Annotated in this window: 16 protein-coding genes; 12 read left to right on the top strand and 4 right to left on the bottom strand. The window is 43.9% G+C overall.

Going from position 1 to position 19160, the window contains the following annotated elements:
- The first annotated feature begins 165 nt into the window (after positions 1-165).
- Together BTR1S_RS11690 and BTR1S_RS11685 are read left to right on the top strand one after the other, a co-directional pair.
- On the top strand, positions 166-423 hold the full coding sequence (locus tag BTR1S_RS11690; RefSeq protein WP_155910173.1) for a hypothetical protein: 258 nt from the start codon (positions 166-168) through the stop codon (positions 421-423).
- 383 nt (positions 424-806) lie between these two features.
- Positions 807-1172, top strand: a complete 366-nt coding sequence (locus BTR1S_RS11685; RefSeq protein ID WP_006637744.1) for a VOC family protein — start codon at positions 807-809, stop codon at positions 1170-1172.
- 163 nt (positions 1173-1335) lie between these two features.
- Here the strand turns inward: BTR1S_RS11685 and BTR1S_RS11680 are convergent, their stop codons facing one another.
- Positions 1336-2121: a thermonuclease family protein gene (locus BTR1S_RS11680; RefSeq protein ID WP_006637743.1), complete on the bottom strand. Its 786-nt coding sequence runs from the start codon at positions 2119-2121 to the stop codon at positions 1336-1338.
- A 130-nt stretch (positions 2122-2251) separates the two neighbouring features.
- Here BTR1S_RS11680 and BTR1S_RS11675 point away from each other — a divergent pair, with 130 nt between their 5' ends.
- The 8 genes from BTR1S_RS11675 to sacC all read left to right on the top strand — a co-directional run bounded on the left by BTR1S_RS11675 (position 2252) and on the right by sacC (position 11968).
- Positions 2252-2764 (top strand): hypothetical protein, encoded by a 513-nt coding sequence (locus BTR1S_RS11675; RefSeq protein WP_029419280.1) that lies wholly within the window; start codon positions 2252-2254, stop codon positions 2762-2764.
- A gap of 252 nt (positions 2765-3016) precedes the next feature.
- On the top strand, positions 3017-3430 hold the full coding sequence (locus BTR1S_RS11670) for a YjdF family protein (protein WP_006637741.1): 414 nt from the start codon (positions 3017-3019) through the stop codon (positions 3428-3430).
- A gap of 692 nt (positions 3431-4122) precedes the next feature.
- Positions 4123-6930: a sigma-54-dependent transcriptional regulator gene (locus BTR1S_RS11665; protein ID WP_006637740.1), complete on the top strand. Its 2808-nt coding sequence runs from the start codon at positions 4123-4125 to the stop codon at positions 6928-6930.
- A 189-nt stretch (positions 6931-7119) separates the two neighbouring features.
- The gene (levD, locus tag BTR1S_RS11660; protein ID WP_006637739.1) at positions 7120-7563 is read left to right on the top strand and encodes a PTS fructose transporter subunit IIA; all 444 of its coding nucleotides are present in this window, start codon (positions 7120-7122) and stop codon (positions 7561-7563) included.
- Complete coding sequence (locus BTR1S_RS11655; protein ID WP_006637738.1) at positions 7560-8051, top strand: PTS sugar transporter subunit IIB; 492 nt, start codon at positions 7560-7562, stop codon at positions 8049-8051. The genes levD and BTR1S_RS11655 overlap by 4 nt, the downstream gene beginning before the upstream one ends.
- A gap of 14 nt (positions 8052-8065) precedes the next feature.
- A complete protein-coding gene (locus BTR1S_RS11650; protein ID WP_006637737.1) occupies positions 8066-8869 on the top strand; it encodes a PTS mannose/fructose/sorbose transporter subunit IIC in 804 nt (267 codons plus the stop codon).
- 23 nt (positions 8870-8892) lie between these two features.
- On the top strand, positions 8893-9720 hold the full coding sequence (gene levG, locus BTR1S_RS11645; protein WP_006637736.1) for a PTS fructose transporter subunit IID: 828 nt from the start codon (positions 8893-8895) through the stop codon (positions 9718-9720).
- 214 nt (positions 9721-9934) lie between these two features.
- Positions 9935-11968, top strand: coding sequence for a levanase SacC (sacC, locus tag BTR1S_RS11640; RefSeq protein WP_006637735.1), 2034 nt, complete (start codon positions 9935-9937; stop codon positions 11966-11968).
- Positions 11969-12152: 184 nt separating this feature from the next.
- Here the strand turns inward: sacC and BTR1S_RS11635 are convergent, their stop codons facing one another.
- From BTR1S_RS11635 to BTR1S_RS11625, 3 genes are all read right to left on the bottom strand, one after another.
- Complete coding sequence (locus tag BTR1S_RS11635) at positions 12153-13334, bottom strand: Gfo/Idh/MocA family protein (protein WP_087962505.1); 1182 nt, start codon at positions 13332-13334, stop codon at positions 12153-12155.
- Positions 13335-13343: 9 nt separating this feature from the next.
- Positions 13344-14285 (bottom strand): sugar phosphate isomerase/epimerase family protein, encoded by a 942-nt coding sequence (locus BTR1S_RS11630; RefSeq protein WP_006637733.1) that lies wholly within the window; start codon positions 14283-14285, stop codon positions 13344-13346.
- Between the two features lie 123 nt (positions 14286-14408).
- Positions 14409-15317, bottom strand: coding sequence for an AraC family transcriptional regulator (locus BTR1S_RS11625; RefSeq protein ID WP_029419281.1), 909 nt, complete (start codon positions 15315-15317; stop codon positions 14409-14411).
- Between the two features lie 628 nt (positions 15318-15945).
- Here BTR1S_RS11625 and BTR1S_RS11620 point away from each other — a divergent pair.
- Positions 15946-17340 (top strand): MFS transporter, encoded by a 1395-nt coding sequence (locus BTR1S_RS11620; protein ID WP_029419282.1) that lies wholly within the window; start codon positions 15946-15948, stop codon positions 17338-17340.
- A 42-nt stretch (positions 17341-17382) separates the two neighbouring features.
- A complete protein-coding gene (gene xynB / locus BTR1S_RS11615; RefSeq protein ID WP_029419283.1) occupies positions 17383-18984 on the top strand; it encodes a xylan 1,4-beta-xylosidase in 1602 nt (533 codons plus the stop codon).
- The last annotated feature ends 176 nt before the right edge of the window (positions 18985-19160 follow it).

The raw sequence follows: 19160 nt of genomic DNA, 5'->3' as shown, positions 1-19160 counted from the left end.
GGCCAATATTTATTTGAACCAAACGCTCCTAGTCAGCATGGGACAGACCTTCACGTGACAGCTGCACAGGTGGGGCCTGATCTCCACCATTCCCCAAGCGGGTTATGCATTAGGGAATTTCATGCTGGTTCCCCTTGGCGACATGTTTGAAAGGCGGCGCTTATGTTGAATTTGCTGTTTCTCGTCTGTCTGTATCCTGCTGCATCAGCGCTTGCGGGACATTTTCTCTGGCTCGTGTTGGCTCACCTGCTGTTAGATGTTTTCACCATTATTCCACAGATTATCGTTCCCTTTGCGACCGGTCTGTTCAATGAAAATGAGAGAGGGAAGGTGCTTGGCAGCGTTGCGTTCGGCCTGGTATGCGGAATAACCCAAATCAAAAAACGTTCATTAATAAATTTAGATACATATCTTAGGGTGTGAAACTTTATTTAAATAGAGCAACTTTTTTGTGTTTTAAGAAAATTTTTATATAATTCTACATAATTCGTTTGAATTTGACAAAATTCATGGTTTTTCACCTATTGTAAATAAATGCTTTTAAATTATAATTGAATAGTCGGAAAAGTGCAAATGTTCTAAGAGGATTGAACCAATAATAAATAATCGATCCTGGCTCTTATTAAAATCAATAAAGAAATATAGGGGCATAGACTTACAGCGTTCCCGATGGTATGTCAAGGAAACTACTATGGAATCAATTGATGGTGATTTCGTTATTCGCTTAGACAGCCCTCCTCTTCTAGAAAAGTTAACTATCCTAGTAATGATAAGAAATTTATTAATCCAGAAAGTAGGTGTAAAAGATGAAAGCCAAGGTTTGCATGGTATCCATTAAAGTAACACATATGAAAGAAGCGAAGAATTTTTATTGTGAAAAGTTGAATTTTAAATTAGAAAAAGAGTATGGAGAAAATATCATTGAATTAAATGTCAATGGTTTTCCAATCATTCTTGAGAAGGCTTCGAAACCGAACACCTTAGAGTATGGAGAAAATTCACAAATCGTTCTTGGATTACAGACCGATGATATTAATAAGGACCTGAATCATCTGAAAAAAAACGGTGTAAAAGTTTTATACGAAGAGCCGCAAAAATGTCCACCGGGTCTTTTTACGGTCATTGTGGATCCGTTCAATAATAAAATTGAGCTGCTTGAATTTTCTAAATGAATGGCAAACATTTGAAAACAAAAAATTGACTATTGTAATATATCTGAGCGATGGAGGCTGCGGCGTTGCAACGCGGCTTAATGTGCAGAGATTGGATTTTTAAGAGCGAATCTGCCATCCGCATAGAAAAAGAATAGCCCGGGCCCGGGCTATTCTTTTTTAACTACCGCTCACAGGCGTAATTGTCATGGTCGCGGTCCATTTTAGCCTGGTAGGCAGGGTGGGATTTTGGGACGCCGTTTGGATATTTTTTTCTCAGTTCAGTGCAATTTGTGAACGTTTCTTTAGCGTCTGATGACGGAGCTGCATCCTTTGAATGAGCCCCGCTTGCTGCGGCATCTTTTGAAAGAGCGCTTTTCGGCGCAGAAATTGATGTTTGCGCTGTTTTCGATTTTCCGGCAGCACATCCATTAAATCCTTTGTCAGTCACATAGCCGGACTTGCTCCAAATGGCAATTTGTTTCTTCTTAGCGGCCTTTTCATCCTTTTGATATTGATCTAAGTATTTTGTATTTGGAGGATATACGTAAGCTACCCTTGCAAGGCCCTCTTTTAAAAGCTGTTCTTGGACTGATTGACCGTCCGCATACACATAAGCCAGCAATCTGCCGTATTTGTCGGTGCGGTCGCCTTTATCAAATTCCAATTCCAGCTTGCCGCTGCTGACCAATTTTTTGTTTTCGCTGGAAGCGTCTTTTCCATATGGCTGAACACATGAGTTTGGTTTTTTTGTTTCCGGCGTATCAATCAGCAAATAACGGACCGTTTTCTCTTTTCCCTTATATTTTACTTTAATCGTGTCGCCATCGACTGCACGTATAAGTGTGACAGCCACACGGTCTGAGTGTCGGCCGTCTTCTGTTTTTTTCGAAGAAACGGCGCTGGAATTGCAAGCCGCTAATGAAACACTTAATATAAGCGCAGCAATAGCCAAAACACATTTTTTCATAGCAGAATTCCCCCTGAGCTGTTATCTGAACAAAATCTATCATCGGCTAAAACAGCCGAATTTTCAAGGCGGATGTTTTATTTTAGAAATTTCTTTGGATATTCTGCGAGTTTTGCAGTAGGATCATGATATGAAGAATAATAGAAAAATCCAGCTTGAAAAGCTTCTGAAAGAAAACAAAATCAAACAGGCAAAAAAACAGCTCATCGCGGACTTGAAGAAATACCGCGGCATTGATATTTCCCAGAACGAATTTGTTGATGGCCAATTATCCGGGGAAGCCCATCAAAAGGTTTATCAGCTGGTGAAAGCCGATGAAATCAAAACGATCACATTCGCCTATCACGAAGAAGAGCTTAAGTCAAAGATTGCCCTTATATATAAGGGCTTTGAGAATTTCAGTGAAGAAACGGTTCTGTTTTATCCTTTTACATTCTGTTTTTACGTGAAGAGCAGCCATCACCTTTATCTGGAGCATCCAATTGCTATAACAATGCCGCTATATGCAACCAAAAGGATGATCGCAAAACTGGTGCCGGACATCTACGATGATGTGGTTGTTGTGTCAGAAACATTCGAATTCGGCTTTGTTCTAAGCGAAGACGAATACTCGGATGTAACCATTCATTATTGGGGAATATGAGCTGGCGAAAAAGGACGGAAACGTGCAACAGAGAGCCTTTTGCGATACATGATTTCCCGTGTGGCAAGATGCACGTTTTGCACGCTGCAAAGTGCATCTTGGAAACGTCTATAAATTTTGATAAATTAATCATGAAGAATGAAAAAACACAATCCGGTTGGTAGTCCGGATGCATTGTGATAATGTCAGTAACCTTCCCCTCCTCGGGATGTCCATCATTCTTCGGCAATAAATGTAGAGGAGGGAATCGTTATGAAATTAACGATTTACTATGACGGCCAGTTTTGGATCGGCATCATTGAGATTGTGCAGGAAGGGAATGTAAAGGCATTCCGCCATCTGTTTGGCCGGGAGCCGAAGGATGTGGAAATCCTCAATTTTGTTCACCATCAGCTTTTACAGGTGATCTCCCAAACCGAACAAGAAGGGATTGGGATAAAAGCTGAAGCCAAAAAGAAGATAAACCCGAAAAGACTGCAGCGCCAGGTTGCAAAGGAAATGAAGAGCACCGGCGTGTCAACAAAGGCGCAACAGGCAATCAAACAAGGGCTGGAAGCAAAAAAAGCGATGAACAAACGGTTGAATAAAGAGCAGCGGGAAAAAGAAAAGGAACAAAAGTACAGATTGAGAAAACAAAAAGCGAAAGAGAAGCATAGGGGTAAGTGAAAAATTTGTTTTAGAGCCTCCCGGAGACACTGTGATCCTTTGGCTAAGCCGTTTAGACGGCCCTCAATACGTGAGGGCCGTCTTTATTTTTTTCAGAAATCCCCGTTTTAACTCTTAAAACCAGCCTTTAGTCAGAATTCCTGCCGCCACTTTCATATCATGAATTTCAGCTTCTCTCTTAAAATTTTTCCGTTGAGATATAAGTCATAAATCGGGATGATCCATTTAGAATGTAATGGAGGGGGAGTCTTCATTTTGTATTAGGTTTTTTGTCGCGGCTGATGAGGTTTGTTTTGATAGATATCAGATTTTTTCACCAATCAATTTCAGAGGAGTGATACACTATTTACAGGCTATGACTTTGGAAAGGGTGAAGAGAGATGTAGTGATATAAAAGCACGAATGAAGTCCTTTCCGGGGATGGGAGGCGTGGGTGATGTTTCTTTAGGGATGATTGCTCTGACATGTGAGAACTAAAGAGAATCGTCTCCTGAATGTCAACATACGACATCATGATGCGGGCAGCTTTTCACGGCAGGTAAAAAACATTCTGAATTTTCGGGGTATTGGATTCGTTCAAGATGGAGAGAAATGCGTCATTCAAACGTAATAAGAAGGGAAAAACGCTGTTCTCTCTTGATGACAATCGTAATGTCTAACAGCTTATCTAATAAGGACAAAGGATGATATTCATGAAAAGAATCGATAAAATATACCATCAGCTTATGCACAATTTTCGGAACGTAACCTTGGATCAGCTTTTACAGGTACAGGGGCATTCAGCCAAGGAAATCGCCGAACAATTGCAAATGGAGCGTTCCAATGTCAGCTTTGAATTGAACAACCTTGTCCGTGCCCAAAAGGCCGTAAAGATTAAAACATTCCCCGTTCGCTATGTTCCGGTAGAGATCGTCGAAAGAATATTTAACATGGAATGGAATAAAGAGAAGATGGAAGTGGAAGATCTTCATCAGCTTCAAGGCAATCATAAAAGGATACGCCGGAAAATTTCTACGAATCCGCTGGAGCTGATGATTGGGGCGAAAGGCAGCTTAAAGAAAGCCATTTCCCAAGCAAAGGCGGCTGTCTTTTATCCGCCTCACGGCCTGCATATGCTGCTTTTAGGTCCGACAGGTTCCGGCAAATCGCTGTTTGCCAACCGGATTTATCAATTCGCTATCTACTCTGACATCTTGAAGCCCGGCGCTCCATTTATTACGTTTAACTGTGCAGATTACTATAACAATCCGCAATTATTGCTTTCTCAATTATTTGGACATAAGAAAGGGACATTTACAGGCGCTGACGAGGATAAAGTCGGCTTAGTCGAACAGGCCGATGGAGGCATTCTGTTCATGGATGAAATCCACCGCCTTCCGCCTGAAGGACAGGAAATGCTGTTTTATTTTATTGACAACGGCACTTATAACAGGCTTGGGGAAACAGAGCACAGAAGAACATCGAAAGTATTGTTTATTTGCGCTACGACAGAAAACCCCAGTTCCGTATTATTGAAAACTTTTTTGCGGAGAATTCCGATGACCATACATATTCCTTCCCTTGAAGAGCGGTCTCTTAAAGAAAGAATCGAATTGACAACATTCTTATTGGGAAAAGAAGCGGAGCGGATCAAGAAAAATTTAAATGTGCACATTGATGTATATAATGCGCTGATTCATTCTGCAAAGTTCGGGAACGTTGGGCAGTTGAAATCAAATGTACAGCTGGTTTGTGCACACGGATTTTTAAATCATCTTGATAAGGATGATGTTGTGGAACTGACCGTCCGGGATCTGCCGGATGAAATCAAGCAAGACTGGATTTCCAGCAGCAAAAATATTGAAAGAAGCAAAATGATTTCTGAATATGTCAATATTACAACCATCATATCGCCGATTGTAGAAGATGAAACAACCAAACTTGACGATGATCTTTCATTTAATTTGTATCATTTAATTGAAGAAAAAGTAAAAAATCTAAACAAAGAAGGCTTATCAAAAAAGGAAATCAACCAATATATTTTAACGGATATCCATTTGCACGTCAGAAGTTTTTTTAAACAAAGAACATTTCAAAACCACCACTTATTGAAATTTGTCGATGACAAGGTGATACAAATTACGAAAGAGCTTAAAGAAGTTGCGGAACACGAGCTCAATTGCAGATTTGGCCGCAAATTCATCTATTTCCTAAGTATGCATATCGATGCCTTTCTAAAACGGGGAAAGCAAATCGATGTATTAAATGAACAGGAGACCGACGAGATCCGTGATACCCATGTGAAAGAATATCAGGTCGCACTCATCTTTAAGGATAAAATTCAAGAATATTTTAGAGTCATTGTTCCGGAAATAGAAGTCATTTATTTAACAATGCTGATCCAGTCGATCAAATCATTGGAAGAGAACAAAAGAGTGGGGATTGTCGTTGCCGCGCATGGCAACAGCATGGCAAGCTCCATGGTTGAAGTCGCCATTGAACTGTTGGGAAGCACACCTATCGCGGCAGTCGATATGCCCCTGACGGTTTCCCCGTCGGAAATCATCGAAAGCCTGGCGGCGAAAATTAAGCAGATGGATGAAGGAGAAGGGGTGTTAATGCTTGTGGACATGGGCTCGCTCGCGATGCTTGAAAGCAAGCTCGAAGAAAAAACAGGCGTGAACATCAAGACGATCAGCAATGTTACGACATCTATGGTGCTGGATGCTGTTAGAAAGGTAAACTATTTGAATTTAAATTTGCATGCAATATATGATTCGGTTACAAAGGATTTTATCGAGCTGTGGGATCGGCAGCCTGCCTCAGCCGGCAAAAAGAAGGCGTTGGTCTCTATCTGTACGACAGGGAGCGGAACGGCAAAAAAACTGGAAGAAATCTTGACAACAATCGTTAATAAGGCCTCTGACGAACCGATCAGCATTCTGACGGTTTCATCAATGAAATTAGCCAACAGGATAAAAGAAATCGAAAAAGAGTATGAGATTCTTGCCACGGTTGGAACGAAGGATCCTAAGATCAATGCTCCGCACGTCTCTCTGGAAGTATTAATTGGAGGAGAAGGGGAGAAGGTGATTCAGCAGGCGATTACAAAAGGCGGCATCCCGATGAGCGATGGATTTACCGGTACAAATATTATTGTGCGGGAGCTTTGCGAGGATAGCTTGAAAAAGTATCTTGTCTTTTTAAACCCGTATCATATGATAGACATGTTGTTGGAGTGGCTGCAAACCATCCAGGATGAGCTTGGCATTATTTTAAATAATACCGTCATGATCAAAGTGATTATGCACACCGCTTTTGCCTTTGAAAGGGAGGTCAAGCAGAACCCGATCGCATTTTCAGAGGAAGAAGAAATCAACGGCCAGCTGGAAAAAGTTTATCACATAACAGAGCGGACATTACACCCTTATGAACAAAAGCTGGGATTGAAAATCAGCGATGATGAAAAATTATTTATCGCCGCAATTTTTGCGGAAGAATTGCAGGGCCAGCTGTTTTAACAGCCGTTTTTAACCTTGAACCTGTATTAAATGGAGCGCCATTTTAATACAGGTTTATTTTTTTGTTTACATGTGTTTCAAAAACAAAAAAATCTGGCTCCCGCTTGATTGAAAACGCTTAATACAACTGTGTTGGCACGATACTTGCATAATAAATAGGCGAACGAAAAAGGAGAGGAGCAAACATGTATGATTTCAGTCATTATCAGTGGTCATGGCAATTTTCCCTTAGCATTAAAGGAGTCCTCGGGAATGATTTTTGGCGAAGAAGACAACCTGGTCGCGGTGCCGTTTTTAAAAGGAGAAGGCATCCAAACATTGCAGGACAAATATAACCAGGCGCTAAAGGATATTCCGGAGGAACATGAGGTGCTTTTTTTGGTCGATATTTTTGGAGGCACCCCCTATAATGCGGCCACCCCTTTCATTGTGAAGGACCAAAGAATCGATATGGCCGCGGGAGTGAACCTGCCGATTTTGCTGGAAGCATTAGGCCTGAGAGCACATATGCCGCTCAAGGAATTGCTAAATAAATTGAAAACCATCAGTCAAGAAAGCTTTCAAGTCTGCAGCGAACATTTAGAAAAAATGAAGATCACCGCCAATCATGAAAGAGAGGATGAACTACTATGAAGATTGTATTAGCCAGAATCGATGACCGCTTTATCCACGGGCAAGTATTGACAAGGTGGATTAAAATCCATGCAGCTGATCGGATCATCGTGGTGTCAGATGATGTTGCAGCAGATGACATGAGAAAAACGCTGATTCTTTCTGTCGCCCCTTCAAACGTCAAAGCCAGCGCCGTTTCTATATCCAAAATGGCAAAGGCATTTCATAGTCCGCGCTATGAAGATACAACAGCGATGCTTTTATTTGAAAACCCGAGCGACATTGTCTCTCTCATTGAAGCGGGCGTCCCCATCAAAACCGTCAATGTCGGAGGCATGCGTTTCGAGAATAACCGCAAGCAGATTACAAAATCGGTAAGTGTAACCGAAAAAGATATAGAAGCGTTTGAAACATTACATGAATTAGGTGTGAAACTCGAATTGAGGCAGCTCCCTTCAGATGCCAGCGAAGACTTTATGCAGATTTTAAGAAGCGTAACAAAATCTTAAAGGGGGATGAGATGATGTCTACTATACAAATTATTTTGTTGTTAATCATTGCAGCCATTACCGGTATAGGAAGTGTTTTGGATGAAGGGCAGACACACCGTCCGCTGATCGCCTGCACATTGGTCGGTTTGGTGCTCGGGGATTTAAAAACGGGAATCATTTTGGGCGGAACCCTTGAGCTGATGGCGTTGGGCTGGATGAATGTCGGGCTTGCCATGGCGCCGGACACAGCCATCGCTTCTGTGATTTCAACCATTTTAGTCATTACTGCCGATCAGGGGATCGGCGAAGGAATTGCCGTCGCCGTCGCTTTGGCCGCAGCAGGGCAAGCGCTGACCATTTTTGTCCGTACGCTCACAGTCTTTTTGATTCACCGCGCTGACAAATATGCCAAGGATGGAAATATGAAAGGAATTGAAATCATGCATATCACCGCTATGGTGTTTCAGGCGCTCAGAGTCATGATTCCGACATTGATTGTAGCATTGATCAGCGTCAGCGCCGTTCAGGCTTTCCTGGGAAATATTCCTGAAGTCATCACAAAAGGTTTGCAGGTGGGCGGAGGAATTATCGTTGTCGTAGGGTACGCGATGGTGATCAATATGATGAACATTCCGTATTTGAAGCCTTTCTTCTATATCGGCTTTTTATTGGCGGCATTTACCGACTTCAATTTGGTTGGATTCGGCGCTCTGGGACTATGCCTGGCGCTCTTATATCAACAAGTCATGCAAAAAAACAGCGCCCAGGGAGCAGTCGCCGCAGCAGCGGACAACAACCTGGCCGTCTATGATGACGATGACGACCTTGATGCCTAAACAATGAGGAGGGACATATAGGAATGGAGACAGAAAAAAGATTAACCAAAAAAGAAATATTCAGCATGTTTATTCGTTCGAATTTTTTGCTCGGCTCATTTAACTTTGAGCGTGTGCAGGCATTGGGATACTGCTATGTGATGATCCCGGCGATTAAAAAATTGTACGGCCCGGGGGCGAAAAGAAATGAAGCATTGCAGCGCCACCTCGAATGGTTCAATACACATCCGTGGCTGACAGCGCCCATTTTCGGTGTGTCGGCTGCCATGGAAGAAGAGATGGCCAACAAAAAAGGGATAGATGCAAAAGCCATCAGCGGCATGAAAATCGGTTTAATGGGGCCGCTGGCGGGTGTAGGCGACCCGATTTTCTGGGGAACATTGCGCCCGGTATTGGCGGCTTTGGGAGCCTCGCTCGCTCTGGGGGGAAATATAGCCGGACCTTTGCTGTTCTTTTTCTTAATCAATGCCATAAGATTAAGTACAAAATATTATGGCTTAAAGTACGGCTATGTCAAAGGCATGGAGATTTTGCAGGATTTGGTTGGAAATCGCATTCAAAAACTGACGGAAGGCGCTTCAATACTCGGATTGTTTGTGATGGGGGCGCTCGTCTCCAAGTGGACCACCATCAACATTCCGATCGTCGTCTCCAGAATTAAGAATGATTCCGGGAAAGTTGACGTTCAAACTGTGCAAAATATTTTGGACAGCATTATGCCGGGAGTGCTGCCGTTAGGATTGACGCTGCTCGTAGCGTGGATGCTGCGCAAAGGAGTGAATCCGCTCCTCATTATACTTGGCATTTTTATGATCGGTATTCTTGGCTATTGGGCTGGAGTCCTGAAATAAGCGCTTTAGTTGAACGTATAAGGCCTTTTTCTGATTATTATAATCGCAAATTTGTTACACACGCTGCCCCGGCATACGTGCTGGGGGGCGGTTATGCGGCGCAAGTACGGCGCAGTTTTGTCAGCCGCTGGTCATCACAGTAACAGTCGATATGCTTATACAACAGGAAGCGGGCCGGAAACAAGAAGGGAAAAGAAAGGAGAGAATCATGAGAATGAAAAAGAAACTGGTTCAAATGGGAGCTATGTTGATGTTTTTGCTGCCTGGAGCACTTCCTGTTGAAGCAGTCGACCCAAGCTATTATGATGAAGACCATCGGCCGCAATATCATTTCACTCCTGAAGCAAACTGGATGAATGATCCAAACGGAATGGTTTATTACGCAGGGGAATATCATCTGTTTTATCAATATCACCCCTATGGCCTGCAGTGGGGACCGATGCATTGGGGCCATGCGGTAAGCAAGGATCTGGTTCATTGGAAGCACCTTCCTGTTGCCTTGCATCCAGATGAAAATGGAACGATTTTTTCCGGCAGCGCAGTCGTCGATTGGAATAATACAACCGGTTTTCAGACCGGAGCGGAGAAGCCGCTGGTCGCGGTATATACGCAGGACCGCGAAGGGCACCAAGTGCAAAGCATCGCCTACAGCAATGATAAAGGAAGAACATGGAAGAAATACCCCGGTAACCCGGTCATTCCGAACCCGGGAAAAAAGGATTTTCGCGATCCGAAAGTTTTTTGGCATGAAGAGACAAAAAAGTGGGTGATGGTGCTTGCGGCCGGGGATCGGATCCTGATTTATACATCTCCCAACCTGAAAGAATGGGTCTATGCAAGTGAATTCGGAGAGGGTCAGGGCAGTCACGGAGGGGTGTGGGAATGCCCGGATTTGTTTGAGCTTCCTGTGGACGGAAATCCGCATCAGAAGAAATGGGTGATGCAAGTCAGTGTTGGAAACGGGGCTGTATCAGGAGGATCGGGGATGCAGTATTTTGTCGGCGACTTTAATGGAACCGCTTTCAAAAATGAAAATCCTTCAAGCCAAGTTTTATGGACGGACTACGGCAAAGATTTTTACGCGGCTGTTACTTGGTCTGACATACCGTCTTCAGACGGCAGACGGCTCTGGTTAGGGTGGATGAGCAATTGGCAATATGCCAATGATGTTCCAACATCTCCGTGGAGAGGAGCGGCGACGATTCCAAGACAGCTAGAATTGAAAACGCTTTCCGAAGGGATCAGAGTTGTTCAAACCCCGATAAGAGAGCTGCACTCAATCAGAGGAGCCTTCAGAGAGTGGAACCATAAGGTCATATCTCCTGCGAGCGGTCAGTTGTTGGCGGGTCTGTCAGGTGATGCCTATGAAATAAATGCAGAATTTCAAATAAACAGCGGCATGGCTTCTGAATTTGGTTTTAAAGTTCGAAAGGGAGATGATCAATATACGAAAATCGGCTATCATCCAAACAGCGCCGCTCTGTTTGTCGACCGCAGCCAATCCGGAAGGGCCGACTTTCATCCAGGCTTTAACACCGGAAAACAAACCGCTCCATTACGGCCGGTGAATGGGAAGGTGAAGATGCGCATTTTTGTCGACCGTTCTTCAGTCGAAGTGTTTGGAAACGATGGACAGCAGGTAATCACCGACATCATTCTCCCGGATAAATCGAGCAAAGGGCTTGAGGTGTACGCTTCAAACGGTTTTGTAAAGTTAAACTCCTTGACGATTCATCCTATAAATAAGGTATGGGGACAGTCGCCGTTTACATCCAATTTGGCCGGCTGGACGACCGTAAACGGCGTGTGGGCCGACACTATTGAAGGAAAACAAGGGCGCTCTGACGGCGATTCCTTTATTACATCTTCAGCATCGGGAACGGACTTCACTTATGAATCCGATATATTGATTAAAGATGGAAATGGAAGAGGGGCGGGAGCGCTTGTGTTTCGAGCGGATCAAGACGTTAAAAACGGCTATCTGGCAAATGTGGATGCCAAACATGACGTCGTCAAATTTTTTAAATTTGAGAACGGGGCAGCCACCGTCATTGCCGAACACCAGACACCGATCGATGTCAATCGAAAATATCATCTTAAAACGGTTGCTGACGGTTCCAACTTCAACATTTATTTGGATGGCCGCCTGGTCATAGACGCTGATGACCACACATTTTCAAATGGAAGATTTGGTTTGAACGTATGGGAGGCGACGGCAGTCTTTCAGAATGTTTACGCCAATCAATGACAAAAGGCCGGGATGTTTGATCCCGGCCTTAATGCCTTCATAGGATGCGGTCTTTACGGCTGAACCAGCTTTGAATAAAGTGATATGGCCCGGCATATGCTGGTCTATACAAGTCGTATTGGCTATAGCGCTTTGGCCGGCGTTTTTGGAAATGAATCATGGGACAAAACGCGCTTGCCTATTATTATTGAAAATCAACCCACACCGAGCCTTGTCCTGCTGAACGCACGCAATTTTCAACCCAGCGCATTCCCTCAATACCGGCATCGATATCAGGATAAACCAGGCTTTTTAACGTTTCTTCATCTCCGCGGTTTTTAGCGTCAATCGCGATGGCAAATTTCAAATAAATATTGGCCCATGCTTCAGACAGTCCTTCAGTATGCAGGGCGCCCAGCCGTTCATCCGCATTGCAGCGGCTGTCCAAATAAGGCATGGCGCGAACGAGCGTCTGAATCGGCTCTCCCTGCACTTCATATGTCAGCTCGTTCGGTTTGCTGTCCCACCATTCCAGACTTGCTTTCGAGCCGACGATTCTGATTCTGTGACCATCCATACACCCGGCGTTGATCGAGGAGGTCCACATCGTCCCGACCGCTCCGTTTTCATAATGCATCAGGACGTAGGCGTTGTCCTCGAGCGGAGCGCGATTTTTGACGAAGCTCTGGCGGTCACACAGCAGCTCTTTTATCTTTATATGAGGCATAATGAGCTGCGACATATAATAGGTATGGGTGGACAGATCGCCCAGCACAAAGCTTGGTCCGGCGATTGCAGGGTCGACGCGCCATTTTTGCGCGTCGCTTGTTTTTTCAACTTCATCTGTTGCGCTGAATCCGTGTGTATACTGCAAATCGACCACGCGAATATCGCCGATTTGCCCCTGTTCAATCATGGCACGCATTTGAAGCAGCATTTGATTGCCGGAAAAACCGTACGTCACGCCGATAACTTTTCCTTTTTCCTCCGCAAGGGCTTTTATTTCATAACCCTCTTCTGAGGTGAAAAACAGCGGCTTTTCACAGGTGACATGCAAATCCGCTTCAAGCGCCGCCTTGCAGATTTCATAATGGGTGCGGTTCGGAGTGGCAATCGAGACAACCTCTATGCCATCGTCCCGCTTGGCTTCTTCTGCAAACATCGTTTGATAGTCAGGATAACAGCGCTCCGCACTCACTCCGAGGTTCATCCCGAAGTCTTTTCCTCTTTCAGCATCGATATCAAATGCACCGGCTGTTAATCGAAAGGCTGTATTGTCTCTCAGGGCGCCTGTGCGATGCTTATATCCAACCTGGCTGAGCCTTCCTCCGCCTACCATTGCCCAGCGCAAAGGCCTTGAAATGATCTTTTCTCCATTCAGCATGATGGCAACCTCCTATTGGCTGATTGTTTGCTTTAATGCTTTGATCGATGTTCTGATGCCAGCTTCCGGTGACATCGTGAGATCCTCCATTTCCAAAGAAACTTCACTGTCATAACCCATCATTTTCACGACTGAGAAAAATTCTTTCCACCACTGCAAATCCTGTCCGCATCCGACAGCTACATAATTCCACGCCCGATTGGCCGTGTCAGTCACTTCCTTTGTTTCTAAGACGCCGTTTACGGCGGCTACTTGTCTTTCAATTCTGACATCTTTGCCGTGGACATGATGAATGGCCTCTCCCAGTTCTCTTGCAGCGATGATTGGATCTGCCCCCATCCATAATAGGTGGCTTGGATCAAGGTTCAGCCCGACGATCGGGCCGACCGCGTTTCGAAGCCGAAAGAGCGTCTCAGGATTATAGACTAATTGAGAGCTGAAATTTTCCAATGCGATTTTTTCAACGCCGCAGCTTTCCGCTTTTTTGACAAGCTTTTTCCAGTAAGGGACCGCGACTTCTTCCCACTGGTAGGTTAAGATTTCTTTTAAGACAGGCGGCCAGCTCACCGTGTATGTAATCCAGTTCGGCGTTTTGTCCTCAGGACTTCCGGCCGGCAAACCGCTCATCATGATGACTTTTTTGATGCCTAATAATCCCGCAAGCTCCATCGTTTTTTCTGTGACTTCCCTGTGTTCTCTGCCCAGATCTCCCGGATCTAAAGGATTTCCGGAGCAATTTAAGGCGCAAAGCGTCATATTCCGTTTTTCCAGCGCCTCTGCAAATTCGCGCCTTTTATCGCTGCTTTGCAGCAATTCATCGAGATTTAAGTGGGGAGCGGGTGACCAGCCGCCGGTTGTCATTTCCAGCGTATCAATGCCAAGTTCTGCAGCAGCGTCAAGCATTTCTTCAAAAGGCAAATGCCCTAAACTGTCGGTTACATAAGATAGTTTCATTGAAGTATTCCTCCTCAGGATTTGTAATCGCTTTCTTTTTAAGATTATAAAGTAACGAGATTTGTCTCGTCTTTATCAGATAGAGACATTCTTTTGTCGTTTCAGGACATCATTTCTTTCAAATCACGATTTGCCGGCGTGAAATACGGTCATTTTTGAATCTTTGTAAAGCGACCGGAAAAGCCCGGGGGAGCTTCCGATCTTGGCGGCAAATACACGTGTGAAATAGTGGACGGTAAAACCGATTTCTTCCGCGATTTCTTTGATCGATAAGTCCGTTGTTTTCAGCAATTCAGCAGCTTTAACGATTTTTTCGTTTTGCACGAATTCCGAGTAGCTGACGCCGAGCTCTGCTGAAAATAAACGGGACAAGTGCCTTCCTGAAATATGAAAGTGATGTGCGACATCTTTCAGCTTTAATGATTGTGACAGGTTGTCTTGAATATGCAGCTTGACTTCAGTCAATAGTGCTGAAGATGTTTGAATAGGCTGCTGCATCGGGTGGTGGGCAGAGGGGAGAATGGTTTGAATTAATGACAGGATTAAAGCCTGCGACAGATCCCCCAGGATCTCTTTACAAAATGCTTTTACGGGCTGCGCCGCTTGCAGCATTAACGTTTTCCAAAGCAAGCACGGCGCTTCTTCATCTTTTGCATAGACTGTCACATTGCCGCTTTGCTTCACCTCCTCGATCACTTTGATCCATTCAGCGCTTGAATTTTCTTCGTTTAGCTCAAAGCCGACATAAAGGATAACCAGCCCGGTCTCGCTTTTGATTTGGTGCAATATTTCCGGCCTTGACATAAAAATCGTATTCTCCTTAAGCGGATATGTACAACCGCGTTCAAGATAATAGCCGTCTCCTTTTACCACATAACAAATTTCAAAAAAAGAATGCTTATGCACCAGCGTATGATAGTGATTGGGCATAGCTCCCCAATAATGGACGTAAAATGAAGCGCCGTTTGGCTCTAAGTGATGCACGTATTGGTTTAAAACCGTTCTGCCTGAAACAAGGTGATTCACATTCATGTAAACGCCTCCTGATCCCCTTTAAGTTGTCGTTTTTCTCATCATACCAAGGCGGGGGAAAATAAAACATCCCCTTGTCAGGCAAAGGGGTGATGATGCAGCAAAAGAGAAGATATGGGGAGGAAACGGAGTCTTCTAATCGGGCGTTTTTCCGTCTCTATTAAACAAAAATTAAGATATAAAACTAATAATTGACAACGTTTTCATGCTGGCTTACACTTAGTTTGATGAATAAACAAAGTTCAAGCGTTAGAAGGTGGTAAAAATTGACCTGCTTAACTTGTGCAGGGTCAAAATCGAATTTTATGATCCTAGTGAAAAAGATTTGATACAGCCTAGCGACATTGATTTAGCATACAGCGAATAAATTTTCCCACCAATATTCCTACCGTGGCTCAGCGTCTGGTCACACAGTTCAAGCTCTTATTCCCCAGTTTAAGAAAGTTATTTTTCTGAAAATTCAAAATGCATATAGGCTAAATTGGGGGTGGCGCAAAGGCTGTCGATTCCAACTGTTTCTCCAACAAGAGCCGGCTTGTCCTATGGTTGTGCATACTTTCAAACTTGTAGGTTTGTTCCTGAGACTAAATAAAGCCCCTTTTGAAAGGCTTTTAAGGAGGAAAGAATCATGGCGAGTGAAAATGTAAAAAAGGTGAGTATGTTTGAGAAATCCGGCTACGCTTCTGGAGATTTAGCGTGTAATTTAATTTACACGACAGTTTCAACGTATCTTTTATTTTTCTATACTGATGTTTATGGTTTGTCAGCAGCCGCTGCCGGTACAATGTTTTTGGTTGTTCGGATTATTGATGCACTGGCCGATCCTTTTATCGGAACAATAGTAGACCGGACAAACAGCAAATTCGGGCGTTTTAGGCCTTATCTGCTGTTTGGCGCATTTCCGCTTTCAGTACTTGCCATCCTCTGTTTCACAACCCCGGATTTTTCCGATACGGGCAAATTAATCTACGCCTATATCACGTATGTCGGCTTATCACTCACATATACGACGATCAATGTTCCATATGGTGCATTAACGTCTGCGATGACCAGAGATAACCAGGAGGTCGTCAGCATTACTTCTGTTCGGATGGTCTTCGCCAATCTTGGCGGACTCATCGTATCTTTTTTTGTTCCTCTATTGTCTGCCTATTTAGGTGATGCGACTGGAAACACCGCTCTTGGCTGGCAGCTGACGATGAGCATGTTGGGGATCATCGGCGCCTGTCTATTAATCTTTTGTTTTAAAAGTACAAAAGAACGGGTCACACTGCAAAAGCCGGACGAAAAAAATAAATTCTCAGATATATTCGAGCAATTTCGGGTGAATCGCCCATTAGTTGTCCTCAGCATTTTCTTTATCATTATCTTTGGCGTCAACTCTATCAGCAATTCTGTTGGGATTTACTACATGACGTACAATGTGGGCAGAGAAGACCTTGTGAAATGGTACGGCTTGCTGGGGAGCCTCCCTGCATTGGCGATTCTGCCGTTTATTCCCCGAATCAATAAATGGCTGGGAAAGAGAAAACTCTTAAATGCCGCTTTATTATTGAACATCATCGGACTTTTGGCCATTCTCATCATTCCGCCAAGCAATGTGTTTCTCGTGCTCTTCTTTCGTGTCATTGCCGCAATAGGAAGTGTTACCGCAGGGGGGTATATGTGGGCGCTTATTCCTGAAACAATCGAATACGGCGAATATAAGACAGGAAAACGTTTGGGCGGATTGATTTATGCCATTATCGGCTTCTTTTTTAAGTTTGGCATGGCGCTCGGCGGAATCGTTCCGGGGCTTATATTGGACAAGTTCGGCTATGTTGCAGGTCAGGTTCAATCGCCTGAAGCGTTGACAGGAATCTTAATCACGACAACTGTCATTCCTGTTATTTTCCTGATCTTAGCGATGATCGACATCAACTTCTACAATTTGAGCGAAGAAAAATATACAAAAGTCGTACGTGAATTAGAGAATAGGGAAAAAGTCTACTTGGATCATATCAATGAGTTTAAGATAGATTAATCATTTGTGAAATTGCAGACAAATATGTAAGGAGGAATGAAGATGAAAATTATCAATCCGGTGCTGAAAGGCTTCAATCCCGATCCAAGCATATGCAGAGTCGGTGAGGATTATTATATAGCTGTATCCACCTTTGAATGGTTTCCAGGGGTGCAAATCCATCATTCAAAAGATTTGGTGAATTGGCATTTGATCGCCCATCCGCTGCAGAGGGTTTCGCAATTGGATATGAAAGGAAATCCCAACTCGGGCGGAGTATGGGCGCCTTGCCTAAGCTACAGCGATGACAGGTTCTGGCTTATATATACGGATGTAAAGGTTGTGGATGGAGCATGGAAAGACTGCCATAACTATTTAGTCACATCGGAAACCGTTGATGGGGATTGGGGGGAGCCGGTTAAACTAAACAGTTCCGGCTTTGATGCTTCTTTGTTCCATGATGATGACGGGAGGAAATATCTGTTAAATATGCTGTGGGATCATCGAATCGACCGCCATTCATTTGGGGGCATTGTGATGCAGGAATATTCCGCAGAGGAAAAAAAATTAATCAATCATCCGAAAATCATTTTTAAAGGTTCAGATATCAAACTGACTGAAGCGCCGCACCTTTATCATATCGGGGATTATTACTATTTATTAACAGCAGAAGGAGGAACAAGGTTCGAACATGCCGCTACAATTGCCAGGTCAAAACATATCGAAGGTCCGTATGAAGTTCATCCGGATAACCCCATTTTAACGTCTTGGCATGCCCCTGGAAATCCATTGCAAAAATGCGGACATGCATCAATTGTCCAAACACATACAGGTGAGTGGTATTTAGCGCATTTAGCCGGACGTCCCATTCATCCTGATGATGACTCGATTATACACCAAAGAGGATATTGTCCTTTGGGCAGAGAAACAGCGATTCAAAAATTGGAGTGGGAAGACGGATGGCCTTATGTGGCGGGCGGAAAAGAGGGGAGTGTGGAGGTGGAAGCGCCCCGCATATCCGAAACGAAGTTTCCGCCGACATATCCGGAAATCGACAAATTCGAAGCTTCGACATTAAATATTAACTTTCAGACATTGCGGATCCCGTTTACGAAAGAATTAGGCTCATTAACCGAAAGGCCGAACCATTTGCGCTTATTTGGCCATGAATCACTGACATCTACATTTACCCAGGCATTTGTAGCAAGACGTTGGCAAAGCCTCTGTTTTATAGCGGAAACTGCTGTTGAATTTTACCCGGAGAACTTTCAGCAAGCGGCTGGATTGGTGAATTACTACAACACAGAGAACTGGACGGCTCTTCAAATCACTTATGATGAAGATCTTGGCCGCATTCTGGATGTTACGATATGCGACAACTTTTCATTTTCACAACCCCTAAAAGAAAAAATTGTCATCCCGCCTGACATACAATATGTTTATTTAAGAGTAAATGTTGAACAGGAAAAATATAATTACTCCTATTCCTTTAATAAAGAAGACTGGCATAAAATCGAGATTATACTAGAGTCCAAAAAATTGTCGGATGATTATATTCGCGGCGGAGGGTTCTTCACAGGAGCTTTTGTAGGCATGCAATGTCAAGATACGAGCGGTGCGAATAAACATGCCGATTTTTCCTATTTTACGTATAAAGAGCTGTAAATGGAGTCGTTGTTGGGAGAATGTCACACCATGCGGTTAACCTTCTTTTTTTAGAAGCGTATACTCAGCACGACCATCTCAACTCCTGCGAGTTTCCGGCTGTGTTTTATAGCTGTTTCCCGGAACCCGAAGGGCATCAATCGCATTGGCACGCAAAAGGATGAAATCTGACAAAT

Source organism: Bacillus sonorensis NBRC 101234 = KCTC 13918 (assembly GCF_001592005.1).
GTDB lineage: Bacteria > Bacillota > Bacilli > Bacillales > Bacillaceae > Bacillus > Bacillus sonorensis.
This window is presented reverse-complemented; position numbering and strand designations above follow the sequence as displayed.